The sequence below is a fragment of the Janthinobacterium sp. SUN206 genome, assembly GCF_030587305.1.
GTDB classification, from domain to species: Bacteria; Pseudomonadota; Gammaproteobacteria; order Burkholderiales; family Burkholderiaceae_D; genus Janthinobacterium; species Janthinobacterium kumbetense.
Genome location: NZ_JAPWIB010000004.1, coordinates 308168 through 334753, shown reverse-complemented (window position 1 = coordinate 334753; position 26586 = coordinate 308168). Strand labels below are relative to the sequence as shown.

General features: G+C 63.5%; 25 protein-coding genes. 16 read left to right on the top strand and 9 right to left on the bottom strand.

All coding sequences use genetic code 11. The features are described 5' to 3' along the window. The first annotated feature begins 39 nt into the window (after positions 1-39). The 9 genes from O3300_RS22140 (at position 40) to O3300_RS22100 (ending at position 10184) form a co-directional block, all read left to right on the top strand. Complete coding sequence (locus O3300_RS22140; RefSeq protein ID WP_305054133.1) at positions 40-1251, top strand: phosphoglycerate kinase; 1212 nt, start codon at positions 40-42, stop codon at positions 1249-1251. A 113-nt stretch (positions 1252-1364) separates the two neighbouring features. Further along, entirely contained in the window at positions 1365-2813 is a 1449-nt protein-coding gene (gene pyk / locus O3300_RS22135) for a pyruvate kinase (RefSeq protein ID WP_099666366.1), read from the top strand. Between the two features lie 171 nt (positions 2814-2984). Next, complete coding sequence (fba, locus tag O3300_RS22130; RefSeq protein ID WP_010401625.1) at positions 2985-4049, top strand: class II fructose-bisphosphate aldolase; 1065 nt, start codon at positions 2985-2987, stop codon at positions 4047-4049. 104 nt (positions 4050-4153) lie between these two features. Continuing rightward, entirely contained in the window at positions 4154-5047 is an 894-nt protein-coding gene (locus O3300_RS22125) for a phosphoribosylaminoimidazolesuccinocarboxamide synthase (protein WP_099666367.1), read from the top strand. A 1-nt stretch (position 5048) separates the two neighbouring features. Continuing rightward, the gene (purE, locus tag O3300_RS22120; protein ID WP_077408673.1) at positions 5049-5546 is read left to right on the top strand and encodes a 5-(carboxyamino)imidazole ribonucleotide mutase; all 498 of its coding nucleotides are present in this window, start codon (positions 5049-5051) and stop codon (positions 5544-5546) included. A 15-nt stretch (positions 5547-5561) separates the two neighbouring features. Next, positions 5562-6758, top strand: coding sequence for a 5-(carboxyamino)imidazole ribonucleotide synthase (locus tag O3300_RS22115; RefSeq protein WP_305054132.1), 1197 nt, complete (start codon positions 5562-5564; stop codon positions 6756-6758). Further along, complete coding sequence (locus O3300_RS22110; protein ID WP_099666369.1) at positions 6755-7774, top strand: L-threonylcarbamoyladenylate synthase; 1020 nt, start codon at positions 6755-6757, stop codon at positions 7772-7774. Before O3300_RS22115 ends, O3300_RS22110 begins: the two co-directional genes overlap by 4 nt. Positions 7775-8015: 241 nt before the next feature. Next, the gene (locus O3300_RS22105) at positions 8016-9398 is read left to right on the top strand and encodes an SGNH/GDSL hydrolase family protein (protein WP_305054131.1); all 1383 of its coding nucleotides are present in this window, start codon (positions 8016-8018) and stop codon (positions 9396-9398) included. Positions 9399-9497: 99 nt separating this feature from the next. Beyond that, entirely contained in the window at positions 9498-10184 is a 687-nt protein-coding gene (locus tag O3300_RS22100; protein WP_180278678.1) for an OmpW family protein, read from the top strand. 38 nt (positions 10185-10222) lie between these two features. On the opposite strand, the gene O3300_RS22095 is transcribed toward O3300_RS22100, so the two are convergent. Then, complete coding sequence (locus tag O3300_RS22095) at positions 10223-10729, bottom strand: flavin reductase family protein (protein WP_077408668.1); 507 nt, start codon at positions 10727-10729, stop codon at positions 10223-10225. 176 nt (positions 10730-10905) lie between these two features. On the opposite strand from O3300_RS22095, the gene msrA reads away from it, so the two are divergent. Then, positions 10906-11439 carry a peptide-methionine (S)-S-oxide reductase MsrA gene (gene msrA, locus O3300_RS22090; RefSeq protein ID WP_305054130.1) on the top strand — a complete coding sequence of 178 codons (534 nt, stop codon included), beginning with the start codon at positions 10906-10908 and terminating at the stop codon, positions 11437-11439. 18 nt (positions 11440-11457) lie between these two features. Here msrA and O3300_RS22085 read toward each other — a convergent pair whose 3' ends face one another. After that, positions 11458-12705: a cyclopropane-fatty-acyl-phospholipid synthase family protein gene (locus tag O3300_RS22085; protein ID WP_305054129.1), complete on the bottom strand. Its 1248-nt coding sequence runs from the start codon at positions 12703-12705 to the stop codon at positions 11458-11460. Positions 12706-12832: 127 nt separating this feature from the next. Then, positions 12833-14053, bottom strand: a complete 1221-nt coding sequence (pdxH, locus tag O3300_RS22080) for a pyridoxamine 5'-phosphate oxidase (protein ID WP_305054128.1) — start codon at positions 14051-14053, stop codon at positions 12833-12835. A 112-nt stretch (positions 14054-14165) separates the two neighbouring features. Between pdxH and tcdA the strand changes: the two genes are divergently transcribed. Beyond that, entirely contained in the window at positions 14166-15035 is an 870-nt protein-coding gene (tcdA, locus tag O3300_RS22075; RefSeq protein WP_305054127.1) for a tRNA cyclic N6-threonylcarbamoyladenosine(37) synthase TcdA, read from the top strand. 10 nt (positions 15036-15045) lie between these two features. Here tcdA and thpR read toward each other — a convergent pair whose 3' ends face one another. Then, on the bottom strand, positions 15046-15564 hold the full coding sequence (thpR, locus tag O3300_RS22070) for an RNA 2',3'-cyclic phosphodiesterase (RefSeq protein ID WP_305054126.1): 519 nt from the start codon (positions 15562-15564) through the stop codon (positions 15046-15048). 95 nt (positions 15565-15659) lie between these two features. Between thpR and O3300_RS22065 the strand changes: the two genes are divergently transcribed. Further along, the gene (locus O3300_RS22065; protein ID WP_077408663.1) at positions 15660-16124 is read left to right on the top strand and encodes an FKBP-type peptidyl-prolyl cis-trans isomerase; all 465 of its coding nucleotides are present in this window, start codon (positions 15660-15662) and stop codon (positions 16122-16124) included. Between the two features lie 189 nt (positions 16125-16313). Then, positions 16314-17246, top strand: coding sequence for a cysteine synthase A (gene cysK / locus O3300_RS22060; protein ID WP_305054125.1), 933 nt, complete (start codon positions 16314-16316; stop codon positions 17244-17246). On the opposite strand, the gene O3300_RS22055 is transcribed toward cysK, so the two are convergent. Continuing rightward, complete coding sequence (locus O3300_RS22055; RefSeq protein ID WP_305054124.1) at positions 17207-18499, bottom strand: SGNH/GDSL hydrolase family protein; 1293 nt, start codon at positions 18497-18499, stop codon at positions 17207-17209. The two genes, cysK and O3300_RS22055, sit on opposite strands and share 40 nt — an antisense overlap. 99 nt (positions 18500-18598) lie before the next feature. On the opposite strand from O3300_RS22055, the gene O3300_RS22050 reads away from it, so the two are divergent. Further along, on the top strand, positions 18599-19504 hold the full coding sequence (locus O3300_RS22050) for a LysR family transcriptional regulator (protein WP_305054123.1): 906 nt from the start codon (positions 18599-18601) through the stop codon (positions 19502-19504). A gap of 100 nt (positions 19505-19604) precedes the next feature. After that, positions 19605-20006, top strand: a complete 402-nt coding sequence (locus O3300_RS22045) for a DUF2809 domain-containing protein (protein WP_289903329.1) — start codon at positions 19605-19607, stop codon at positions 20004-20006. Positions 20007-20008: 2 nt separating this feature from the next. On the opposite strand, the gene O3300_RS22040 is transcribed toward O3300_RS22045, so the two are convergent. From O3300_RS22040 to O3300_RS22030, 3 genes are all read right to left on the bottom strand, one after another. Further along, the gene (locus O3300_RS22040) at positions 20009-22834 is read right to left on the bottom strand and encodes a pitrilysin family protein (RefSeq protein WP_305054122.1); all 2826 of its coding nucleotides are present in this window, start codon (positions 22832-22834) and stop codon (positions 20009-20011) included. 78 nt (positions 22835-22912) lie between these two features. Next, a complete protein-coding gene (locus tag O3300_RS22035; RefSeq protein WP_305054121.1) occupies positions 22913-23263 on the bottom strand; it encodes a hypothetical protein in 351 nt (116 codons plus the stop codon). Beyond that, positions 23264-23992 (bottom strand): hypothetical protein, encoded by a 729-nt coding sequence (locus O3300_RS22030; protein ID WP_077408658.1) that lies wholly within the window; start codon positions 23990-23992, stop codon positions 23264-23266. 212 nt (positions 23993-24204) lie between these two features. Between O3300_RS22030 and O3300_RS22025 the strand changes: the two genes are divergently transcribed. After that, a complete protein-coding gene (locus O3300_RS22025; protein WP_251350145.1) occupies positions 24205-25977 on the top strand; it encodes a diguanylate cyclase in 1773 nt (590 codons plus the stop codon). Here O3300_RS22025 and O3300_RS22020 read toward each other — a convergent pair. Then, on the bottom strand, positions 25967-26449 hold the full coding sequence (locus tag O3300_RS22020; RefSeq protein ID WP_305054120.1) for a CinA family protein: 483 nt from the start codon (positions 26447-26449) through the stop codon (positions 25967-25969). The genes O3300_RS22025 and O3300_RS22020 overlap by 11 nt on opposite strands. Between the last annotated feature and the right edge of the window lie 137 nt (positions 26450-26586).

The window sequence follows — 26586 nt, the reverse complement described above, 5'->3', positions numbered from 1 at the left end:
AAAATAGCGCACTTCCTTCCACTCGTCATCTGGATCGCCATGTCAGCTGTTCTCAACTTCATCCGTCTGCAAGATTTGATCGCCCAAAATGCACTGCAAGGCAAGCGCGTGTTTATCCGCGCCGACCTGAACGTCCCGCAAGATGACAGTGGCAAGATCACCGAAGATACGCGCATCCGCGCCTCGGTGCCGGCCATCCGCGCCGCGCTGGACGCTGGCGCCGCCGTCATGGTGACGTCGCACCTGGGCCGCCCGACGGAAGGCGAGTTCAAGCCTGCCGACAGCCTGGCGCCCGTGGCGGCACGCCTGTCCGAGCTGCTGGGCCAAGAAGTTGCATTGAAACAAAACTGGGTCGATGGCGCCGGCCTGGAAAACCTGGCTGCCGGCCAGGTCGTCCTGCTGGAAAACGTGCGCGTCAACAAGGGCGAAAAGAAAAACAGCGATGAGCTGGCGCAAAAAATGGCCAAATTGTGCGATATCTACGTCAATGACGCGTTCGGTACGGCCCACCGCGCCGAAGCGTCCACGCACGGCATCGCCAAGTTCGCGCCCGTCGCCTGCGCCGGCCCGCTGCTGGCCGCCGAACTCGATGCATTGGGCAAGGCGCTGCACGCGCCAGCCCGCCCGCTGCTGGCCATTGTTGCTGGTTCGAAAGTATCGAGCAAGCTGACCATCTTGAAAGCCCTGTCCGACAAGGTCGATAACCTGATCGTCGGCGGCGGCATCGCCAACACCTTCATGAAAGCTGTCGGCTTGAACGTCGGCAAGTCGCTGGTGGAAGCGGAACTCGTCGAGGAAGCGAAAGCCATCATCGACATCATGGCCAAGCGCGGCGCGCAAGTGCCGATTCCCGTCGATGTCGTGTGCGCCAAGGAATTCTCGCCCACGGCCGTTGCCACCGTCAAGGACGTGGCCGACGTGGCGGACGACGACATGATCCTCGATATCGGCCCGAAGACGGCGGCCCTGCTGGCGCAGCAAATCGCCGCCGCCGGCACCATCGTGTGGAACGGCCCCGTCGGCGTGTTCGAATTCGACCAGTTCGGCAACGGCACCAAGACCCTGGCCCTGGCCATTGCCGATTCGAAAGCATTCTCCATCGCTGGCGGTGGCGACACCCTGGCGGCGATTGCCAAATACGACATTACCGATCAAATCAGCTATATCTCGACGGGCGGCGGCGCTTTCCTGGAGTTCCTGGAAGGCAAGACTTTACCCGCCGTTGAAATCCTGATGCAGCGCGCCGCTTAAGGCGCTGCCGTCAGCAATTCAGTACCAAGCGCAGCCTGACCGCTGCGCTTTTACCTTGCCGGGCGGTTCAGCCGCCAGGTCTTGCTCACCTTCGCTCGCGCACAAGGACTCCTATGCCACGCGGTACAAAAATCGTAGCAACAATCGGCCCCGCTTCCACCGACTTCGATATCCTGGTGAAGATGATACGTGCGGGCGTCGACGTGGTGCGCTTGAATTTTTCCCACGGCAAGGCGCAAGACCATATCGACCGCGCGGCGCTGGTGCGCCTGGCGGCGGCCGAGTGCGGGCGCGAAGTGGCCATCATGGCCGACATGCAAGGGCCGAAGATTCGCGTCGGCAAGTTTGAAAATTCCCGCATCCAGCTGGAAGCGGGCGACAAGTTCATCCTCGACGCCAAGTGGGGCGAAAACGGCGAACTGGGCAACCAGGAGCGTGTCGGCCTCGACTACAAGGCCCTGCCGCGCGACTTGCACAAGGGCGACGTGCTGCTGCTGAACGACGGGCTTATCGTGCTGATCGTCGAGCGCATCCACGGCAGCGAAATCCACACCACCGTCAAGATTGGCGGCGAGTTGTCGAATAACAAGGGTATCAACCGCCAGGGCGGCGGCCTGTCCGCGCCCGCGTTGACGGCCAAGGATATGGAAGATATCAAGACGGCCATGAGTTTCCAGGCCGACTATCTGGCTATTTCCTTCCCGAAATGTGCGACCGACATGGAAATGGCGCGCCAGCTGGCCAATATCGCCGGCGAACCGTACCACCACAAGCCGATGATGATCGCCAAGATCGAGCGCGCGGAAGCCATTCCTGCCCTGCAAGAGATTCTCGACGCGTCCGACGGCATCATGGTGGCCCGCGGCGACCTGGCGGTCGAGGTGGGCAACGCGGCCGTGCCGGCCTTGCAGAAACGCATGATCAAGATGGCGCGCGCGTCGAACAAGATTGCTATTACGGCAACACAGATGATGGAATCGATGATCGTCAACGCCGTGCCGACCCGCGCGGAAGTGTCCGACGTGGCCAATGCCGTGCTCGATGGCACGGACGCCGTCATGACGTCGGCCGAAACGGCCTCGGGCAAGTACCCGATCGAGACGGTGGAAATGATGGCCGCCATCTGCGTGGAAGCGGAACAGTCCGAATACAACAAGCTCGATGCCGATTTCCTCAACGTCACTTTTACCCGCATCGACCAGTCGATCGCCTACGGCGCGCTGTTCACCGCCCATCACCTGCGCGTCAAAGCCATCGTGGCGCTGACGGAGTCCGGTTCCACCGCCTTGTGGATGAGCCGCCACAGTATCGACACGCCGATCTACGCGCTCACGCCCAGTGTCACCACTTTGCGCAAAGCCGCGCTGTACCGCAATGTTCGGGCGTATCATCTGATGCAGAACGCCCCCAGCGCGCAAGTGCTGAAGCAGGCGGAAGAGCTGCTGGTGGCGCAGGGCATCGTCCGCAAGGGCGACATGATCGTCGTCACCTGGGGCGAGCCGATGGGGCAGGTGGGCGGCACGAATGCCTTGAAGATTGTGAAGGTAGGCGAATTCGAGTAAAAACTGCCCAGGGCGTTGTTGCCTTGCCTAGTTGTACTGCCTTCGGCAACGCGCCTAGCCCTGAGCAGCTTGTTGGACGTTCTAATTTAGTTGAAAGAATTCAGGCGCCGCCGCGGTTATTGACCACCGCGAAGCGCCGCAACGGTTTCTATTGTTATCTGGAGTATTACCATGTCTCTCGTATCCATGCGTCAACTGCTGGACCATGCCGCCGAAAACGGTTATGGCATTCCTGCTTTCAACGTCAATAACCTGGAGCAAGTGCAAGCCATCATGGCTGCCGCCGATGCGCTGAACAGCCCGGTGATCATGCAAGCGTCCGCTGGCGCGCGCAAGTACGCCGGTGAAGCGTTCCTGCGCCACCTGATCGACGCGGCTGTCGAAGCGTATCCGCACATTCCTGTCGTCATGCACCAGGATCACGGCCAGTCGCCGGCCGTCTGCATGGCCGCCATCCGTTCGGGTTTTACTTCCGTGATGATGGACGGTTCGCTGGAAGCGGACGGCAAGTCGGTCGCTTCCTACGAATACAACGTGGAAGTGTCGCGTGAAGTGGTGAAATTCTCGCACGCCATCGGCGTGACGGTGGAAGCGGAACTGGGCGTGCTCGGTTCGCTGGAAACCATGAAGGGCGACAAGGAAGACGGCCACGGCGCCGACGGCACCATGACCCGCGAGCAACTGCTGACGGACGTGGCGCAAGCGGCCGACTTCGTACAGCGCACCCAGTGCGACGCCCTGGCGATCGCCATCGGCACCTCGCACGGCGCGTACAAGTTTACCCGCAAGCCGACGGGCGACATTCTGGCCATCGACCGCATCAAGGAAATCCACGCGCGCATCCCGAACACCCACCTGGTGATGCACGGTTCGTCGTCGGTGCCGCAGGAATTGCTGGCCATCATCCGCGAATTCGGCGGCGACATGAAGGAAACCTACGGCGTGCCAGTCGAGGAAATTCAGGAAGGCATCCGTCACGGCGTGCGCAAGATCAACATCGATACCGACATCCGCCTGGCGATGACGGCCGCGATCCGCAAGTACCTGTTCGAGAACCCGTCGAAATTCGACCCGCGCGACTTCCTGAAGCCAGCCCGCACCGCCGCCGAGCAAATCGTGCGCGCGCGCATGCAGGCGTTCGGCTGCGAAGGCCAGGCGTCGAAAATCAAGGTCATCACGATGGAAAAAATGGCCGAGCGCTACAAGGCCGGCGAGCTGTCGCAAATTGTGAAGTAAAATTCTGTCTGGAACGGGCCGGAAGCAATGCTCCGTGCCCGATTTTCTCGACCGGCGGGCACCCCCTGCCTGCCGGTTTCGTTTCATCCAACTATTCCCCCGCTATGAACAGCCTCTATCAGACTTCCATCCACTCCCTGCCATTGCTGGGCCACGGCAAGGTCCGCGACAACTACGCCGTTGGCGACGACAAGATCCTGATCGTCACCACGGACCGCCTGTCGGCCTTCGATGTCGTCATGAACGAGCCTATCCCCGGCAAGGGCAAGGTCCTCAACCAGATGAGCGATTTCTGGTTCGAGAAACTGGGCCACATCGTGCCGAACCACCTGACCGGCGTGGCGCCGGAATCCGTGGTGGCGCCAGAGGAAGTGGAGCAAGTGCAAGGCCGCGCCGTGGTGGCCAAGCGCTTGAAACCGATCATGGTGGAGGCAGTCGTGCGCGGCTACATCATCGGTTCGGGCTGGAAAGATTACCAGGATACGGGCAGCATCTGCGGCATCGCCTTGCCAGCGGGCTTGCAACAGGCGGAAAAACTGCCGGAGCCGATCTTCACCCCGGCAGCCAAGGCCGAACTGGGCGAGCATGATGAAAACATCAGCTTTGCTGAAATGGAAGAGCGCATCGGTGCCGAGCTGGCCGCCAAGATGCGCGACGTCGCCATTGCCCTGTACAAGACGGCTGCCGAATATGCGGCCACGCGCGGCATCATCATCGCCGACACCAAGTTCGAATTCGGCCTGGACGACAATGGCGTCATGCATCTGATGGATGAAGTGTTGACGGCCGACTCGTCGCGCTTCTGGCCTGCCGATTCCTACCAGCCAGGCATCTCGCCGCCGTCGTTCGACAAGCAATTCGTGCGCGACTACCTGGAAACGTTGACCTGGGGCAAGACCGCGCCGGCGCCGGCGCTGCCGGCCGACGTCATCGAAAAAACCCAGGCCAAGTACTTCGAAGCCATCGAACGCCTGACGGGCGAGAAGCTGAAGGCCTGAGATGAGCGAGCAGAATAAGCCGCTGGTCGGCGTCATCATGGGGTCGTCCTCGGACTGGGACGTGATGCAAAATGCAGTTGCCATCCTGAAACAGTTTGGCGTGCCGTACGAAGCGCAAGTCATTTCCGCGCACCGCATGCCCGACGAGATGTATGCGTACGCGAAAAGCGCGCGCGCGCGCGGTTTGCGCGCCATCATCGCCGGCGCCGGCGGCGCGGCCCACCTGCCTGGCATGGTGGCAGCGATGACCATCGTGCCCGTGCTGGGCGTGCCCGTGCCATCGAAATACTTGCGTGGCGAAGACTCCATGCTGTCCATCCTGCAAATGCCCAAGGGCGTGCCGGTCGCCACTTTCGCCATCGGCGAAGCGGGCGCGGCGAATGCAGCGCTGACGGCCGTGGCGATGCTGGCCGCCAACGACGATGTCCTGGCCGAAAAGCTGGAAGCGTTCCGTACCACGCAAACGGCCGCCGCCAAGGCCATGGTCTTGCCTGATTAATATGTTTGAAAAATAATGAATAGTAAATCGACTTCCCCATTGCTGCCTGCCGCCCATCCACCGGCATGGCTGGGCGTGATGGGCGGCGGCCAGCTCGGCCGCATGTTTGCCCAGGCCGCACAAGGCATGGGTTATCAGGTGGCCGTACTGGAGCCATCCGACGCCTGCCCTGCGGGGCAGGTGGCGCAGCGCCTGATCCATGCCGCATATGATGATGTCGCCGGCCTCGACGCCCTGGCGGCGCAATGCCTGGCCGTCACCACCGAGTTCGAGAACGTGCCGGCCGACAGCCTGTCGCGCCTGGCCGAACGGGTATTCGTGGCGCCGGATGCGCACGGCGTGTCGGTGGCGCAAGACCGCATCGCGGAAAAACGTTTCTTTGTCGACTGCGCCGCGAAATCGGGCGTGTTGCCGGCGCCGCATAGGGTCATCGCCACGCAGGACGATATCGACGCCATCGGCGACGACTTGCTGCCGGGCATCTTGAAAACCGTGCGCATGGGCTATGACGGCAAGGGCCAGTTCCGCGTGCGCACGCGCGACGACGTGCGCGCCGCCTTTGCGGAAATGGGCGAGGTAACTTGCCTGTTGGAAAAAATGTTGCCGCTGGCGTATGAAGTGTCCGTGCTGACGGCGCGCGGCGTGGATGGCGAATCGGTCGTGTATCCGATCGCCGAAAACGTGCACCGCGACGGCGTGCTTTTTACCACCACGGTGCCGGGCCCGAACGTGTCGGACGACTGCGCCGCCAGGGCGCAGCGGGCGGCGCAAGCCATGGTCGCTGAACTCGGTTATGTCGGCGTGCTGTGCATCGAATTTTTCGTGCTGGACGACGGCAGCCTGGTGGTCAATGAAATGGCGCCCCGTCCCCACAACAGCGGCCACTACACGATGGATGCCTGCGTCACCAGCCAGTTCGCGCAGCAGGTGCGGGCCATGGCGCGTCTGCCGCTGGGCGACGTGCGCCAGCATTCGCCGGCCGTGATGCTCAACATCCTGGGCGACGCCTGGTTTGCCGGCGACAGCGATGTTGCCTGCGAACCGGCGTGGGACCAGGTGCTGGCGCTGCCGGGCGCGTGCCTGCACCTGTATGGCAAGGACGACCCGCGCCGTGGCCGCAAGATGGGCCACCTGACTTTCATCGCTGCCACCTTGCAAGAGGCGCAGCAGCGCCTGCGCGACGCTTGCCTGATCCTGGGAATCGCGCCGTGAGCGTACTTGCACACGATCTGGCGGCGGCCGCTGCCGTGCTGGAAGGGGGCGGCCTCGTCGCTTTCCCGACGGAAACGGTGTATGGCCTGGGCGCCGATGCGGAAAACCCGGCCGCCGTGGCGCGCATCTACGAAGCCAAGGGCCGGCCTTCGGACCATCCCGTGATCGTGCACGTGGCGCCTGGCGCCGACTTGGCGCACTGGTCCGACGATATTCCGCCCGAAGCGCAGCAACTGGTGGCTGCCTTCTGGCCCGGTCCGCTGACCCTGATCGTCAGGCGCGCCGCGCATATTCCCGACGCCGTCTCCGGCGGCCAGGATACGGTGGGCTTGCGCTGCCCGTCGCATCCGGTGGCTATCGCATTGCTACGCACCTTCAAAGGCGGCAAGGGCGGCCTGGCGGCGCCGTCGGCGAACAAATTCGGCAATGTCAGCCCCACCACGGCGCAGCACGTGCGCGATGAATTCGCGGCGGAACTCGCCAGCGGCTTGCTGGGCCAAGTCCTCGACGGCGGACAGAGCGATGTCGGCATCGAGTCGACCATCGTCGATTTGTCGCGCCTGGCCACGCACGGTCCCGTGCTGTTGCGTCCCGGCCATATCAGCAGCGAGCAGATCGCTGCCGTCATCGGTCGCGCACCGGCTGTGGCGGACGCGGCCGCGCCGCGCGCCTCGGGCACCCTGGAATCGCATTACGCACCGCACACGCCTGTTGCGATGCAGCACAGCGACGACGTGCGCGCCACCTTGAACCGTCTGCTCAATGACGGGCGCCGCGTGGCCCTGATCCACTACTCGGATCTGCCGCCGGCCAGCGCCAGCGTGCGCCTGGCAGCGACCCCGGAAAATTATGCACATGCGCTGTATGCCTCGCTGCGCACGATGGACCAGGTCGGCGCCGAGCTGATACTCGTCGAAGCACCGCCCACCGGCCCCGCGTGGCTGGGCGTGAATGACCGTCTGCGGCGTGCCGCCTTCGGTTCAAGTGGTATCTTGCAGCAATTTCTGTCCGCATAATAAAAGCCCCGCAAGGGGCTTTTTCTTGATGCAGCGCAATAGAGATGCTTGCCACGAAACATCTTAAATCCTCCATAATTCAGCGGATCGCCCGGTCGTGACGGGGCGCTGGCGGTGTTGTTATTTCGTTGATTTTTAAAACATATTTTCTATACAAGCCTGAGGAACGATGGCATATTAGTTGGGTAGCGAATAGCACGCCCGTTCGTTTAGAAACCAGAAAAAAGACCGAGGAGACAAAATGCATCAAACAAAATTCGCGCTGGCCGTGCTGGCTGCGGCTGTCCTGGCAGGTTGCGGCGGCGCCAGTGGCGGTGATCAAGCCTTGAAAGTCAAATACACGGCGCAGGTGTCGTTCGGCGACAGCCTGTCCGATGTCGGTTCGTATGCCGTCGCCGGCGTGGCGGCGAGCGGTGGCGGCAAATTCACCATCAATGGCGACAATACCAAGATCAATCCTGAACTGACGGGCAAGAACTGGACCGAGCACCTGGCCGCGCAATTCGGCTTGCCGGCGCCATGCGCCGCCGAAACGGGCCTGGAAGGCAGCATTCCCTCCCTGCAGGCTCCGCGCGTCAAGCATGCGGGCTGCTTCGGCTACGCCATGGGCGGTTCGCGCGTCACCAACCCGGTCGGCCCGAACAACAAATTGGCGGGCGGTGCGCTGGGCGCCCTGACCGTGCCCGTGGTGACGCAGATTGCGAACCACCTGGCCGTTTCCGGCGGCAAGTTCAGCGGCACGGAAGCCGTCTTCGTGATGGCCGGCGGTAACGACGTGCTGTATCTGCTGGGTGCATTGCAAACGGGCGCGATGGACGCTGGCGCGAAGGCCGGTGCGGCTGCGGGCGCCCAGGCTTTCGCCACCAACCTGGCGATGGCCCTGGCGGCCGGCGCCACCAATCCAAACACGGCAGTGGTTGCCATTGGCACCGCCATCAAAACAGCCAGTGCGGCGCCTGGCGCCACGTCGGCAACCATCGTCGGTGCCGCCGTGCAAGCCGCCGTGATTGCGGGCAATGCGAATGCCCAGGCGCAGGCCCCGGCCCTGGCCGCCAAGGCACAAGCAGACGCGACGGTGACGGGCAACGCCGCCGGCGCCAAGGCTGGTGCCGATTACGCTGCGGCCCAGGGGCCGTTGCTGGTCACCGCCATGGGACAGGCCGGCAAAGAGCTGGTGGTGCTGGTCAAGGACCAGATCATCGCCAAGGGCGCCAACTATGTCATCGTCAACAACCTGCCGGACGTGGCCGGCACGCCATCGGGCCTGAGCAAGGATGCCAGCACCAAGGCGCTGATCAATGCCATGGTCAGCGCCTTCAACGGCGAGCTGAGCGCGGGCTTGAACGGCAATGCGAAAGTCTTGCTGGTCGACGTGTTTGCCGTCAGCCATGACCAGGGCGTCAATCCTGGCCCGTATGGCTTGACCAACGTCAGCGAGACGGCGTGCGACCTGAGCACGGCGAAGAATTTCCTGAACAGCTCGCTCGTGTGCAATGGCACGAACCTGAAAGCGGGCGACGTCAGCCACTACTCGTATGCCGACGAAGTGCATCCTACGCCGTTCAACAACCTGTTGCTGGCCCGCTATGTGGCCAAGGACATGGTCGTGCGGGGCTGGCTGTAAGGGAGGGCCGCGCCAGCTGCATCCCCGCGATGTGGCTGGCGCTGGCAGCGACAAGACTGGAAAGCGGAACACTCCGCACATAATGAATCAGGAGACAAGATGAAGAATCGTTTGAATACCGCTGTACGCGTGCTGGCCGCGGCCGCCGCGATGGCCATGGCGACGGGCGCTTCGGCGCAAAGCGCAGGCACCTGGATGGCCAAGGCTGGCCTCAACAAGATCACGCCGCACGTGGAAAGTGGCGACATTTCCGCACCGGCATTGCCGGGCACGAAAGCCGACGTCAAGTCGGATACCAAGCCCATCCTGACCTTTGCCTACATGATCACGGACAATGTTTCCGCTGAAATGATTTTGGGCGTGCCGTACAAGCATGACCTGATCGGCGCCGGTTCCATCAAGGGCACGGGCAAACTGGGGACGGCGGAAGCCTTGCCGCCGACGGCCTTCATCCAGTACCGTTTCTTCCAGCCCAATGCGATGATCCGCCCATACGTGGGCGCGGGCTTGACGTATGCCTATTTCCAGAAGGAAAAAGGCTCGGGCCAGATGACGGCCTTGCTGGATCCGGGTGGAAAACCCGTGACTTACCGCATGGACAACAAGCTGACAGGCAGCCTGGTGGTCGGCAGCACCCTGGCCTTCAACGAGCGCTGGTTTGCCGATGTGGCCGTGGTCAAGACTTACCTGAAAACCAAGGCGAAATTCTCCACGGGGCAGACGCAGGACATCAAGCTCGACCCGGTCGCCGTGAGTATCAGCATCGGGTATAACTTTACCCTGTAAAACAAAAAATCCGCCTCGGCGGATTTTTTTTGTCCCGCTCAGGCTGGCGGTGTATTGAACTTACCATTGTGGAAGATCAAGGGCGGCTGCGCGGCAAACGCGCATTGTTCCACTTCGCCCACGAAAATGACGTGGTCGCCTTCCGGATAGCGGCTGCGGTTGTGGCATTCGAACCAGGCCGATGCGCCTTTCAGGATGGGCTGGCCCGTGCGCGACAGTTCGTATTCCACGTCGTCGAAGGGATTCGGCGTGCGGCGTGAAAAGCGCGTGGCCAGTTCCGCCTGGTCGGCGCCCAGCACATTGATGACGTAATGCGAGTTGCCGCTGAAAATGGGCATGCTGTTCGCCACGGAACCGAGGCTCCACAGCACCAGGGGCGGCGACAGCGAGACGGAATTGAAGGAACTGGCCGTCAAGCCGCGGAAACTGCCGTCGGCCAGGCGCGTCGTAATGACCGTCACGCCGGTGGCAAACTGCGACAGTGCCTGGCGGAAATGTGTCGTATCGAATTCTTGCGCGGGCGCGCGGGGAGAGCGTGTGTTCATGGGTGACCTGTCTATTTGCTGACATTATGCCAAAAATCGGCCATGCCAGCGCAATCGTGGCCGGCATGCCCGTATGTGCGGTGTCCCACGCGCCGTTTCAAGCGACGCTGCAAGCCATGGCGCTTTGCGTTACAGTGGTGAAATGATAAGTCGCAGCAGCGTTGCGGGAGGACATCATGAATCAACAGACGGAAGTGGCGGTATTCGGCGGTGGCTGTTTCTGGTGCCTCGCCGCCGTGTATGGGGAAGTGCGCGGCGTGACGCGCGTCGAGTGCGGCTACACGGGCGGCGGCGTGCCCCATCCCAGCTACGAACAGGTGTGCACGGGCGAGACGGGCCACGCGGAAGTGGTGCGCCTGGAATTCGACCCTGCCATCATTGCTTACCACGACTTGCTGGAAATCTTTTTTACGCTGCACGACCCCACCACCCTGAATCGCCAGGGAAATGATGTCGGCACGCAATTTCGCTCCGTCATCTGTTACCAGTCGGCCGCGCAGGAAAGCGTGGCGCGCAAGGTGCTCGCCGAAATGGCCGGCGTGTGGGATGCGCCCATCGTCACGCAGCTGGCGCCGGCCGCCACTTTTTATCCGGCCGAGGATTACCACCAGAATTATGTCGAGCGGCATCCCTTGCAGGGCTATTGCGCCCTCGTCGTCGCGCCCAAGGTGGAGAAATTCCGCGCCATGTATGCGGGCCGCCTGAAGTAAGACGGCCCCGCGCGCCTGTCAGGGCGCGAGCACGGGCGCCGGCCTTGTTTCCTGCGTATTCTCCTGCGCATACATGTAGTTGCGCGACCAGGGCAGGGTGGACGAGCGCCGGCCTGCCTTCACGCAGACGATCTGGTACAAGCTGATCAGGTCTTGCTCGAAGGCATAGGCGCAGCCGGCCAGGTAGACGTGCCAGATGCGGAAGCGCCGTTCGCCCGCCAGCGGACGGATCTGCTCGGCATGGGCTTCGAAATTCTCCGTCCACAGGGCGCAGGTGCGCGCATAGTGGCGGCGCAGGTTTTCCACGTCCAGCACTTCCAGTCCCCCCTGCTGCATGGTTTTCAGGACATTGCCGATGTGCGCCAGCTCGCCGTGCGGAAATACATATTTTTCGATGAATTCCCCGCCGCCATACGGCGTTTCGCCATTGTCCGGGTCGGTCGAGGTGATGCCGTGGTTCATCGCCATGCCATCGGGCGCGAGCAGCTTGTGGATGATGGAAAAGTAGTCGGGCAAGTGTTTCAGGCCCACGTGCTCGAACATGCCCACGCTGGTGATGCGGTCGAACTGGCCCGTGACGTCGCGGTAATCTTGCAGGCGGATATCGATCAAATTGGCCAGGCCGGCCGCCGCCACGCGCTCGCGCGCCAGCGCGTACTGGTTTTCCGACAGGGTCACGCCCACGCAGCGGGCGCCATATTGCTGCGCGGCACGAATCACGAGCGCGCCCCAGCCGCAGCCGATGTCGAGCAGGGTCTGGCCCGGCTGCAGCTGGATTTTCTTCAGGATATGGTCGATCTTCTTGACTTGCGCCTGCGCCAGGGTTTCATCGCCGTGTTCGAAATACGCGCAGGAATACACGAGGGCGGGGTCGAGAAATTGTTCATAGAACGCGTTCGACACGTCGTAGTGGTAGCGGATGGCTTCGGCATCCTTGCTCTTGTCATGCTTAAAGCTGCGCACGATGCGGGCCAGCTTGCCTTCCGGCTTCAAGGTCGTGCGCGCCAGGGCATTGCAGATGGAAATCATGTCCATCGCCGTGCCCTTGACCTCGATATTGCCTTCCACATAGGCCGAGCCCAGGTTGGCCAGCGACGGGTTCAGCAGGTAGCGGGCCGAGGCGACGGTCGGCAGGCGGATGGTGACTCTGGGCGCTTCGCTGGACAGGTCGACATGCTGGCCATTCCACAATTCTATGCGCAGCGGCAAGGCGGTCTTGCTGCGGATGCTGGCGATCCAGGACTTGAGTTGGTTTTGTACAAACAAAATGGCCTCCAATGAAGCGGCCACCATGGCAGCCGCAAATTGAGAAACAATGTCATTTAGTAACTTCTACCCTCATAGCCTACACCTATATTGACCAGCTTGCTTTGCGCCGCCTTGCTTATCCTGCTCAGGGTTGCAGGCGCTGCATGCTCCATTGCCCGTCAGCATCGCGGGTAAACACGATGCGGTCGTGGAAGCGCGAGCGGCGTCCCTGCCAGAATTCGATGCGTTCCGGCTGCAAACGGTAGCCGCCCCAGTGGGCGGGGCGCGGCGGCTGCGCATCGCCGATGGCGGCGGCCACGGCCTCGTAATGGCTTTCCAGCTCGGCGCGGCTGGCGATCGGTGTACTTTGCTGCGAGGCAATCGCTGACAGCCGGCTTTGCAGGGGGCGCACATTGAAATACTCGTCGCTCTCGGCCGCCGTGGTCTTCACCACCGTGCCCTCGATGCGCACTTGCCGCTCCAGCTCGCGCCAGAAGAACAGCAGGGCCGCGTGCGGGTTGTGTTCCAGCTGCTGGCCCTTGTCGCTGTTGTAATTCGTGTACCAGGTGAAACCCCGTTCATCGAACTGCTTGATCAGCACGATGCGCGAGCTGGGCTTGCCGTCGGGACTGACGGTGGACAAGCTCATGGCGTTCGGCTCGCTGACCTGGGACTTGAGCGCTTCGTCGAACCACTTTTCAAATTGCGCAATCGGGTCGCGCTGCACGTCTTCCTCGGATAACAGTCTTTGCACATAATCGATGCGCATGGCGGCCAGGGTGGCTGCATCGTGCACGGGCACGGTGGCCGCTGCCGGGGCGGCGGTCTCTTCCGGCGCGATGCCGCGGCGGCGCTGCATGGCCGTGCCCAGCTGTTCCATCTGCTGCGCGCTGAACAGGCGCTTGGCCATGGGCGCCAGCTGGCCTTCTTCCTTGGCCATGTGGGCCTGGTAAGCGGCAACATAATCGCGCACGCCGTCGGCGGACAGCTGTGTGCCCGTGCCGACAGCGATGGCGTCCAGTTCCGGGCGCAGGGTCAGCCAGGCCTGATCCATGCGCTGGTGGTCGGCGAGGATTTCCGGCACCAGCGTGGTCAGCAGGGCGGCATCGTCGCCCGTGGCGGTGGCCTGCAGCATGGGCATCAAGTCCTGTTCTTCATCGTCATGGTGCAGATGGGCCGCTTTATTGAAATACTGCAACACCGCCTTGGCCGCCTGCTGCGCGTCCGCCGTGTTGCCGTGCTGCGCCAGATGGCCCAGCAGGTTTTGCAGGGTCGTCAGCTGCTTGCGGATCTTGTCGTGGCAATGCTTGAGCACGGCGATGGGCTGGTCAAAGCCGGGAACGGAGTCGAACAGGGGAGAGGTCATGGCGAGTTCTCGTGGTGAGCGGTGTGGGGGCGCGGCGACAATTGCTCTTGTCGCTGTGTCAATTCGGCTATTTTAGAATATCCGCCAGCGCAGTGTCCGTTAAAATGGCGCCATGCATACCTCCACCAATGAACTAATTTCCATGGACTTGACCGAGATCGATTTTGAGCGGCGTTTTGGCGGCATTGCCCGCCTGTACGGCGCGCCCGCGCTGGCGCGCTTCCGCGCCGCGCATGTGTGTGTGATCGGCGTGGGCGGCGTCGGTTCCTGGATCGTCGAAGCGCTGGCGCGCAGCGCCGTCGGCCGCCTGACCCTGATCGACCTCGATAATGTGGCCGAATCGAACATCAACCGCCAGATCCAGGCCATGAGCGACACCATCGGCAAGGCCAAGATCACGGCCCTGGCCGAACGCATCGAATTGATCAACCCGTTTTGCCAGGTCACGCAGATCGAGGATTTCATTACCCCCGATAATCTGGAGCAATTGCTGGGCGGGCGCGATTTCGATTACCTGGTCGACGCCATCGACAATGCCAAGGCGAAAGCGGCCGTGATTGCGTATTGTCGCGCGCGCAACATTCCCATGCTGACCATCGGCAGCGCGGGCGGGCAGACGGACCCGACATTGATCGCCGTGCGCGACTTGTCGAAGACGGAACAGGAACCGCTGCTCAAGCGCGTGCGCAAATTGTTGCGCACGGAATATGGTTTCCCCCGTGGCGTGAAAAACAAATTCAATGTCGACGCCGTGTTTTCCATGGAGCCGCTGAGCACGCCCGAGAGCGCGGAAGCGTGCGCCATCGATGGCAGCACGCCCGCCGGCGTCACCGGCCTCAATTGCGCCGGCTTCGGTTCCAGCGTGGTGGTGACGGCCAGCTTCGGCATGGTGGCGGCCGCCCATGCGCTGAAAAGCTTGCGCCAGGACAAAGTTGCTGAAGTGCCAGCGCCAGCGCCAATGCCAGTGCCGGACGCCGCCTGAGTCACGCTGCTTAAATCAGCTTCCTGCTGGCCAGGATGCGGTAATCGCCGCTGCTTTTCAGCGATTCCACCAGCACCAGTTCGTCCGCCTGCCAGGCGATGGGCGCGAAATCCTCGATGGCCGGCGGCGGCGCATGGCGCGCCAGGGTCACGTGCGGCGTGAAGCGGTCGTGCTCGAAGCGCGGCGCCAGTCCCTGTTCCGCCAGACGCTGCATGCAGGCCGCGCGCAAGTCGAGCAAGGCGGGCGAGGACCGCGCCAGGGCGGCCCAGGCCAGCGCCAGCTGCGTAAAATGGCTGGCGTGATCGAACAGCAGGGGCATGGCATGCGCCGGCATGTCTTCCAGAATACCCAGCAGGGCGGGCAGCTCGCTGGCAGGGCGCTGGCCCAGGAAGGCCAGGGTCAGGTGCAGCTTGTCCGCGCGCACGGGCTTGCCTTCCAGACGCGCCTGCCAGGCGGCCAGGGCCGCGCGCGTGGCCGCATCGGGCCACAGGGCGTAAAACAGGCGGGGGCAATGGGCATCGGGCGACAAGTTTTTCCTATCGTTGCGGCGGTTTGCTATTATTGACGTTCCCTGCCGGTTCGCTGGCGCAGGGATCTCACCGAAACTCACTGAAAGAATACATCATGACGCGTAGCTCCGTTTTGTTTGCCCTGATCTGCTCCGTCGCCGCGTCGCTGGCGCAGGCACAGGCGCCAGCGCCTGTTCCCGCCTCCGCCGTCTCGCTGAGCCCCGGCCCTGTCGCCGATAAATTGATCTTGATCGACAACAAGGTCGGCACGGGCAAGGAAGCGTCCGCAGGCAACAACGTCACGGTGCATTACACGGGCTGGCTGTACCGTCCGCTGGCGAAAGATTCGCGCGGCAAGAAGTTCGACAGCTCCGTGGGCCGTGGCCCGTTTGACTTCCCGCTCGGCAAGGGCATGGTCATCAAGGGCTGGGACCAGGGCGTGGCCGGCATGAAAGTGGGCGGCAAGCGCACCCTGATCATTCCAGGCGAACTGGCCTACGGCCCGCGCGGCGCCGGCAATGGCGACATTCCGCCGAACTCGGCACTGATCTTCGATGTGGAATTGCTGGACGTGAAGTAATTGTTCAGTTTGGCGGCGGCGCATGCTCGCGCCGCCGCCATCGGCACGTAACAAAATGTTCAGGGCTAGGCGCATTGCCGAAGACAGTACGAAAGTACGGCAAGGCATTGCAACAACGCCATGAACTTTTTGTTCAGTGTCTTGAAACGCGGTAGACTGGGGTTTCTTGAAATAGCGGAGCTTCCTTCCATGAACATCGCCAACGACGTCACTGAACTGATCGGCAACACCCCCCTGGTGCGCATCAACCGCATCGCCGCCGGCAGTGTGGCCACCATCCTGGCCAAACTCGAATTCTACAATCCCGCGCACAGCGTCAAGGACCGCATCGGCCTGTCCATGATCGTTGCGGCCGAAGCCGCCAGCAAGATCCATGCCGACACCGTCATCGTCGAGCCCACCAGCGGCAACACGGGCATCGCGCTGGCCATGGTGTGCGCCGCGCGCGGCTACCGCTGCACCCTCGTCATGCCCGACACCATGAGCCGCGAACGGCGCATCCTGCTGCGCGCCTACGGCGCCGAGCTGGTGCTCACGCCCGGCAGCGAAGGCATGCTGGGCGCCATCCGCAAGGCCGAGGAACTGGTGGCGGCCGACCCCCGCTACCTGATGTTGCAGCAATTCAATAACCCCGCCAATCCCGCCATCCACCGCGCCACGACGGCCGAGGAAATCTGGCGCGACACGGATGGGCAAGTGGACATCGTCGTCGCCGGCGTGGGCACGGGCGGCACGATCACGGGCATCGGCGAAGTCTTGAAGGAACGCAAGCCGGGCCTGCAAATGATCGCTGTGGAACCTGAAGCGTCGCCGATGCTGTCGAAGGGGACGAAGGGACCGCACCCGATCCAGGGTATCGGCGCCGGCTTCGTGCCGCAAATCCTGAATACGGCTATCTACGACGAAATCATTTGCGTCAAGAACGACGACGCGTTCGCCACGGCGCGCCTGGCCGCCAGCGATGAAGGCTTGCTGGTCGGCATCTCGTCGGGCGCCGCCCTGTGGGCCGCTCTGCAAGTGGCGCGCCGTCCGGAAAACGCGGGCAAGACCATCGTTACCATCATCCCGTCGTTTGGCGAGCGCTACTTGAGCACGGCCTTGTACGCGGGACTGGGCGATTGATTCAATAGCAGCGGCAGGGCTATCCCTTCCGCCAGCGCCCGGTTGCCCGCGTCGCCCAGGTGCAGGTGGTCGCCCGAGTCGTAGGCGGGCAGCAGGCGCAGCGGGTGCGTGGGGTCGCGTGCCCACGCGTCGAAGTCGAGCACGGCGTCAAAATGGCCGCTGGCGCGTATCCACGCATTGAGTTGCTGGCGCAGCGCATCTTTATCAGGCTGATAATAGTCGCTCAACGGCGTGCCGGGCAGGGCGCCTGCGAATGGCGTCAGGGTGGCGCCGACCACGCGCACGCCGCGGCTGCGGGCCTGGGCCACCAGCCGGGCGTAGCCGCTGCTCAGTTCCTCCAATGTCGGCCGTTGCTCCCGTGGCGCAAACGCCGTGCCGGGCCAGCTGATGTCATTGATCCCCAGCAAGACGACGACCGTGCGCACGCCCGGCTGCGCCAGCACGTCGCGCTCGAAGCGGGCCAGGGCATTGCTTCCCATGCCGTCGGACAACAGCCTCGCACCGGAAATGCCCGCATTGATCACGGCCACGCCCTGCGGCGCCAGGCGTTCGGCCAGGAAATCGGGCCAGCGCGCATCCATCCCCAGGCTGGCGCTGGCGCCATCGGTGATCGAATCTCCCAGGATGGCCACGGCTTGCGCGGCTGGCGCCGCTTCCACCTGGATGGCGCTGAGTAAAAGGCGCGCCGTGGTGGTGTGCACGCCGGCTTGTGCATCATCGATGCGCGCGGCCCGCGTCTGGTCCTGCGGGGCGATCCACGCCGTCTCGCGGCCATCCCAGTGAAACGTGGAAGTCGGGCTGGCTTGCGGCAGGTGGACGCTCACCGTCAGCCGGGCCAGGTCCGGCACGGGCAGGTCGACGGGGTCGCTGACGAGCGGCGCGCCCGGCGCCACGCTGGCCGAGGGTTGGCCGGAAAACGTGAGCGTGCGCAGGCTGCCCGTGTCGATGGCCGAACCGGAAGCGGCCAGGGCCACGGTGGCCGCGCCGATGCGCAGCGGCACCTTGCCATACGCATTCGACAGCACGATGCGCACGCGGGGGCCGCCCACGCTGAGGCGCGCTACCTGGCGCACGGTGTGCCCGTGCAGCACGGCGGGCACGTTGCTGGGGAACAGAAAGTCGCTGCTCCATACGGCTTGCGGGCTGGCCGTCCAGCTGGCCAGCCAGGCGGTGTCCGCATTGGCGGCCTGGACAGGGCTTGTGCCGAGTGCCAGGCTCAGCAGGGCGGCGGGGAGGATGGAAAATCGTTGCATGGCGGCTCGCTTCATCAAGGGGAATGTGCGCATGATGCGAGCAACGCCATTTATGCACTAGACTATCTTATCGAAGAACATTTATGAGTTGAATTCACAATGGCCAGACTGGAAGTGAATCGTTCCGGCGAGCTGGAAGTGTTTGTGCGCGTGGTCGAACTGGGCGGCTTTTCCGCCGCCGCGCGCGTTTGCGGCATGACGCCGTCGGCCGTCAGCAAGCTCGTCTCGCGGCTGGAAGAGCGCCTGGGTGCGCGCCTGCTGAACCGCTCCACGCGCCAGCTGCAGCTGACGGCCGAGGGCTGCGGCCTGTACGAACGGGGCATGCAGGTGCTGGCGGCCCTGGACGAAGCCGAGCGCTGCGCCGGCGTGCAGGATGTGCCGCGCGGCCAAATACGCGTGAATGCGAACGTGCCGTTCGGCCAGCATTTTTTGTTGCCGCTGGCGCCGCTGTTCCTCGAACGCTATCCGCAGGTGACGCTCGACATCGTGCTCACGGATGCCGTGGTCGATATCCTCGAACAGCGCACGGACGTGGCCGTGCGGGCCGGTCCCCTGAAAAGTTCCAGCTTGCTGGCGCGCAAGCTGGGCCAGACGCGCATGGTCATCGTGGCATCGCCAGGCTACCTGGCGCGGCGCGGCACGCCGCTGCTGGCGGCCGAGCTGGCGTCGCATAATTTGCTCGACGCCAATTACGCGCGCGCCCGCTCGGGTTGGCCGCTGCGCTTGCCCGAAGGGGACGTCGTCGTGCCGGTCACCGGCAATGCGCAGGCCAGCGATGGCGAAGCCTTGCGGCAACTGGCGCTGGCGGGACTGGGATTGGCGCGCCTGACCGCCTTCCAGGTGCGCGGCGATATCGCGGCGGGCCGTTTGCAGGCCGTGCTGGAAGCGTTCAACCCGGGCGACAGCGAGGACGTGCATGCCGTCTTCGTGGGGCAAGGCGGGCATGTGCCGCTGCGCGTGCGCGCTTTGCTCGATTTCCTGGCGCAGAACGTCGACCTGGACTGAGGGTATCCCGGCGCATTAGGCTACAGGCGGACACGGCCGCGCAGTACAATATCGGACGGGCCGCAATGGTTCGGCCCGTATCGTGCCTTTGAATGGAAATATGTTCCTGGTAAAACCTGAACGCCGCCGCCTGCTGCAGGTGGGCGCAACCGTGGCTGTCATCGCGCTGGGCCTGGCCTCGCGCGCCTATCCCCAATTCCTTCCCGCTGCATTGGGAAAATATCCGGGCGACGCCCTGTGGGCCATGATGATCGTCTTTGCGCTGGGCGTCCTCGCCACGCGCATGCGCACGTGGCAACTGGCCTTGTGGTCTTTGCTGATCTGCTTTGCCGTGGAATTCGGCCAGCTTTACCAGGCGCCGTGGATCGTCGAGCTGCGCGCGCATCCGCTGGGACACCTGGCGCTGGGTTCCACCTTCGGCTGGGGTGATTTGATCGCCTACACGGCCGGCGTGGCCGTGGCGGCGATCATCGACAAGCTGGCGCTGTTCAAGCGCCGCTAGTCTTATTTCACGTTACCTTCAGCATCGCGCAGTTCCACGGGCGCCAGTTTGAGCTTGCTCAATTGCGGGGCGATCTTCGCCTTGTCGCCCACGCCGATGACGATCAGCTTTTCCGGCGGCAGGTATTTTTTCGCCACCTGCTGCACCTGCTTGTCCGTCACGCTGGCAAAGCGCTGCGGCAAGGTCGTGTAATAGTCGAGTCCCAGGCCGTAGATATACGCGTTCGCCATGCTGGCGCTGATGCTGGCGTTCGTGTCGAACTGGCCCGGCAGCGACAGCACTTGCGAGTTGCGCGCATTCGCCAATTCCTTGCTGCTCAGGGGCTTGGCGATCATGGCGCGCAATTCCTTGACGGTTTCCGATACGGCCGGGCCTGTCACATCGGTGCGCACGCTGGCGGCAATCGAGAACGGTCCAGGCTGATTGCGGTACTGGAATTGCGAGCGCACGCCATAGGTATATCCCTTTTCTTCGCGCAAGTTGGTGTTCAGGCGGCTGGTAAACAAGCCGCCCAGCGCCGCGTTCATCACTTGCAGCGGCGCGTAATCGGGCGTGGCGCGCGGCACGGCGATGGCGGACAGGCGCACGGCCGTTTGCGGCGCGCCCGGCTTGTCGACCAAAATCAGTTTTGCCTTCGTCGTCTGCGGCGTTGCGGCCACGGACTGCGCCACGGTGCCTGCCTTCCAGCTGCCGAACTTCGCTTCGGCCAGCGCCTTCAATTCCGCTTCGCCGATATCGCCCGAGACAATCAGCGCCGCATTGTTCGGCAGGTAATGCTGCTGCCAGAACGCTTGCAGGTCGGCGCGGCTGGCCGCCTTCAGCGCCGCTTCCGTGCCCAGCTGGATGTAGCCGTACGGATGTTGCGGGCCATACAGGGCCGCCGCTTCCACGCGGGCCGCCACGGCACCCGCGTTTTCGCGCTGCTGCGCCAGCTGTCCGATGCGGCTGGCGCGCTGGCGCTCCACCTCTTCTTGCGGGAATTGCGGGTGCAGCACCACGTCGGCCAGCACGTCGAGCGCTTGCGGGAACGTGGCTTTGAGCGATGTCAACTGGGCAAACGAGGCATCCGTGCCGGAACCGGTGCTCAGCAGGGCGCCCAGTTGCGCCACATCGTCGGCGATCTGCGGCGCGCTGCGCGTGGCAGTGCCTTCCTGCAGCAATTGCGCCGTAAAGCTCGACAAGCCCGGCTGCGCCGGCGGATTGGCGCCCGAGCCGCTCTTGATCACCAGCTGGCTGGAAACGAGCGGCACAGCCGGATTGTAGTGGTGGATCACGGTCAGGCCGTTCGCCAGGGTGAACGATTTTCCTTGCGGTAGCACAATCTTCGGTGCGGGACCTGCTTTCGGCACGGCATTGCGCCATGGCTCGTCCGCATTGATGGCCGTGCCTGGCGCAGGCTTGACCTTGCCCGGCGCCGGCGTCGGCACTTCCGCGCCAAGGTCTGGCTTGCCCGGCACGCCGTAGACGACGACGCGCGACTGGTTTTTCAGGTAGGTATCCACGGCGCGCTGCACGCCGGCCGCCGTCACCTGGCGGTAGCGCTCGATATCCTTGGCCAGGTAGCCGGGGTCGCCCAGGTACTGGTTGTATTCGTTGAGCAAGTTGGCCACGCCGCGCCCGCCCATTTTTTCCACCTGGCTCAGCATGGTGGTCTCGATGCTGTTGCGCGCCCGTTCCAGCTCCTTCCCGGTGGGGCCCTTGGCGCGCAATTGCTCCAGCTCCACTTGCAGGGCTTGCTCGATTTCCTCTGGCTGGTGGCCGGGGCGCGCCGTCGCGTCGATGGTGAAGATGGACGTCAGGGCGTTCGAACCCTGGCTGGCGCCCACGTCCTGGGCGATCTGCTTGTCGTACACGAGGGATTTGTACAGGCGGCTGGACTTGCCGCCGGCCAGGATGTGCGCGGCCATCGACAGTTCCGCGTCATCCTTGGTGTAGGCGGACGGCGTCAGCCAGGCCATGAAGACGCGCGGCAATTCGACCCGGTCCTGCACCACGATGCGGCGTTCCTGCGTGATGGGCGGCGTCACGACAGCGGGTTTCGGCACGGCCGGGCCGCTCTTGAAGCTGCCGAAGTATTTGTTGACCAGTTCCTTGGTCTTCGCCTTGTCGATATCGCCGGCGATCACCAGACTGGCATTGTTGGGGCCATAGTATTTGGTGAAGAAATCCTTGATGTCGGCCAGTTTCGCGTTCTGGATGTCCGCGTGCGAACCGATGACGCTGGCGTAATACGGATGGGTCTTGGGAAACAGCTGGTGGTACAGGGCTTCCTGCACGATGCCGTACGGCGCATTTTCCACGCTCTGGCGGCGCTCGTTGCGCACCACGTCCTGCTGGTTCGTCAGCGCCGTCTGGTCGAGCACGTCCAGCAGGTAGCCCATGCGGTCGGAATGCGTCCACAGGGCCAGTTCCAGCTGGTTCGACGGCACCGTGTCGAAATAATTGGTGCGGTCGAAATCCGTGCTGCCGTTCGAATCCGTGGCGCCCGCGCCTTCGAGCAACTGGTCGGCCATGCCGCGCGGCACGTGCTTGGTGGCGGCAAACATCATGTGCTCGAACAAATGCGCAAAGCCCGTCAAGCCCGGCGCTTCATTGGCCGGTCCCACGTGGTACCAGATATTGACGGCCGTGACGGGCAATTTATGGTCTTCCACGAGAATGACGTCCAGGCCGTTCGGCAAGGTGTATTTTTCGTAGGCGATGTGCGGCACGGCCGTCGCGCCCATGGGGGCCGCCGCAGCCGCATCGGCGGCGTGGGTCAGGCTCAGGGGAGCGCCGTACAGCGACAGCAGCAGGGCGGGGAGGGCCAGCAATTTGATCGGTTTCATGCATGCTTCCAGGGATAGGTGGAGAAGACGCTGCGGCTCGCTCGTGGCTGGCGCAGCGCGACGGTGCTACGGTCGGTGCTACAGTTTATACAACAGGGCCGCGCCGCCCAGCACCAGCAGCGCGCTGGCGATGGAGACGATGGCCGCGGCGCCCAGCAAACGCCATTCGCGCGGCGTGAAGCCTGCGGCTGGCGTCGCCTTGTCGGCAAGGCTGGCCAGGGACGCCGGCGGCAGCTCAGGCAAGCCGCCCGCCGCGCGCGCCTGGGCCGCCAGCGCCTGCGTGGCGGCATCCAGCAGGGTCAGCTGGCGCTCGACGGTTTCCGCCAGCACGGCTTCGTTCAGCGCCACGAGGGCGAATATCGGGTCATCGACGTCGATCTTGATGCCCGTCTTGTCGAATACGTGGCTGCGCAGTTTGTGCTGGTCCATCTACCACTGCACCTTGTCGAGCTGTTCGAAGATGTCGCGGTAGACGACCTTGATGCGCTGCTTTTCCATGATGTTGAACTTGTCGTTCTGCAACACTTCCTGCATCGTCAGGCGCGCCGTGTTCATTTTCTTGACGTCCGCGCCAAAGGTGTCGGGATTGCGCTGGCTCAAGGTGATGCTGCCTTTGACGCGCGCGCGGTTGTCGCTGTACGACTGCGATTCGACGAATTGCTTGCCGGACGCCGATTGCAGCAGGCCGAAGTGTTCGTTTTGCCACAGCACCAGCGGCACGGTCGTCGCTTGCGCCGTGGCCACAAAACCCGTGGCCGTGTCGTGCAGGGTATCGCCGCCGCCGACGATGGTGTGGATGTAGACCTTGCGGCCCGATTCCTGCAGCAGCGAAAAACAATCGTTTTCCAGCAGGTAGCCCATCAGCGGCGAAAATGTGTTCGCGCCATTGTCGACCACGCAGTTGCCGTCTTCTTCGAGGATGTCGATCATCAGCGCGTCGAAGCGTTTCGGGTCGATGTTGCGCGCATCCGTCATCACGGGCACATGCTTGACGTTCATCGCCTTGTAGCGCGAGAACGTGGCGTTTTCCTGATCGGTGTCATAGCAGCGCAAAGGCGTGCCGTCCTTGCCGCCTATCCACTGGGCCAGCAGGGTCGAGACGAGGGTCTTGCCGATGCCGCCCTTGCCCTGCAGGATGAAATGTACCGTGTTTTGCATTGCGACTACTCCAAGTTGTTGCGTCAGTGACAATCAAAGATCCGTGACAGCGGCGCAGGCGCCCGGCCAGGCCACGACTGGCATTTTTACCACAATCCTTTGCAAATATGCCATGCGGAACAGCGAATCTGGTTATGATGTTAATCAGGATACCATTGATACAGAGCAAGTTTTGTGTGAAAAATCCACCCCAGAGTGTGAACGAGGACGCAGTGCCGATCTCCAGTCTCGATAAAGCCGACATTGACCGTCTGAATCAGCAAGCCCTGTCTTGCCTGGTCGGCAACCGCCGCCAGGCGCGCCGGCTGGCGCAGATGGCGCTGGCGGCGGCGCAACGGCAACAGTATGCGCGCGGCGGCGCGTATGCGGAACTCAATCATTGCTGGCTGGCGTATTACGCGGGCGAGGCCGAACCGTCGTGCGAACGCCTGGACGCGTATTTCCAGCACAGCGGCGACCTGGAAGGGGGCATGGAAGTGGCCGCCCTGCAGGGCGCGTATGCGAGCCGGCGCGGCGATTTTGCCGATGCCGAGCAGCATTTCCTGCAGGCGCGCAGCCAGGCCGCGCAGATACCCGACTCGCTGCACAAGTTCATGCTGTACGCGCGCCTGGGCGTCGATGCCCTGAACCGTGGCGATACGCAGGACGGTCCGCGCAATTTTCTGCTGGCACTGGACATCGCCGAGCGTTTCGGCAGCCCCGCGCACCGGGTCAACAGCCTGTCGAACCTGGCCTCGTCGCAGCATGACCTGGGCAACGATGAAGACGCCATTCCCCTGCTGGTCGAGGCGCTCGACATCATCGGCGCGCAAAAGCTCAAATACCAGCAAACCATCGTTTCGGCCAACCTGGCCATGTGTTTATTAGCCACGGGCAAGCCGGCCGAGGCGCTGGCGCTGGTGGAGCCGTTTTACGAGTGGCCGGAAGAAGACCTGGCCGTGCGCGCCTTTTTGTTCTGCATCGCCGCCCACGCCGCCATCCTGCTGCAACAGCCGGCCAGCGCCCTGCAATTGCTGTTGCGGGCGGAAGAATATGCGCGCCGCGGCCAGGACCTGGAAGAGCAGATGCATGCGTGGCTGGTGCGCGGCAAGCTGGACTTGCACGCGGGCCAGACGGCGCAGGCGCTGGCGTCGCTGACGCAGGCGCACAGCCTGCTGAGCTGGACGCGCAACCCGTTTCACCAGCAGCAGATCTTGCGCGGTTTGTCCGATATCAATGCCCAGCTGGGCGAGTGGCAAGCCGCGTATGGTTTCCTGCAGCAATACCAGGCCGCGTACGAGGCCAGCAGCAAGTCGGCGCGCGCCTCGCGCAGCCTGATGCGCAACCTGGAAAAGGAAATGCACAGCCTGAAAGCGGAGCGCGACAAGGCGCTGGAGCTGCAGGCGGCGCGCGAGACGGAAAACGCCAAGCTCGAGCACCTGAACCGCGAACTGGCGCACCAGATCCTGCACGTCAATTCCCTGCAGGACAGCCTGAAGGAGCAGGCCATGCGCGACCACCTGACGGGCCTGTACAACCGCCGCCATTTTGAAACTTGCCTCAATGCCATCCTGCACGAAGCCGATGCGGATGCGCCCGTGGCCATCGCCATCATCGACCTGGATTTTTTCAAGCGCGTCAACGACACCTACGGGCATAACTTTGGCGATGAAGTGCTGATCCAGTTCGCGCGCCTGGTGGAAGGCCAGTTGCGCGGCAGCGACATGCTGTGCCGCTATGGCGGCGAGGAATTCTGCCTGCTGTTGCGCGAAGCCGACAGCCTCATCGCGGCGCACAAGATCGACGATATCGCCGCGCGCTACCGCCAGCTGCTGATCCAGCAGGCGCCGCACAGCTTGTCCGGCTGCACCTTTTCGGCCGGCATCGCCGAATATCCGCGCCACGGCGCCGGCCGCCACGAATTGCTGATGCGCGCCGACAGCGCCCTGTACGCGGCCAAGCAGGCGGGCCGCGACCGCGCCTGCATCGCCGATGCTACTGGATAAAGCGCAGCAGTTCCCGCAGGGCGTGCGCCACGGCCTGCTCGCGCACGGCCTGGCGGTCGCCGGCGAAGACCCGGCGCTCTGTCTGCACGCGCCCGGACATGGCCCAGCCGAAGCAGACGGTGCCGACGGGCTTGCCCGGTACGCCGCCCGTGGGGCCGGCGATGCCCGTGGTCGAGACGGCCACCTGGGCTTCGCTGTGGCGCAGGGTGCCTTGCGCCATGGCGGCGGCCACTTCCTCGCTGACGGCGCCGTGTGCGGCGATCAGCGCGGCGGGCACGCCCAGCATGCCGGTCTTGGCCCCGTTGGAATAGGTGACGAAGCCCCGTTCGAACCAGGCGCTCGAGCCGGAGATATCGGTGACGGCTTGCGCCACGCCGCCGCCCGTGCACGATTCGGCCGTGGCCAGCAGCAAGCCCTTCGCTTGCAAGGCCTGGCCGAGCGCGGTGGAGAGGGGGACGAGTTCGTTGCTCATGGATGGCTCCTGCAGGCGGTGAAAATGGTGGCAAGACTGTAGCATGGCCAACGGTAAAAGAAACTTTCCCCGGTCACAGCGAAAATGCGTACACTCTTTTATACATTTGCTACCACTTCGGGCCGGCAGGCGCTCTG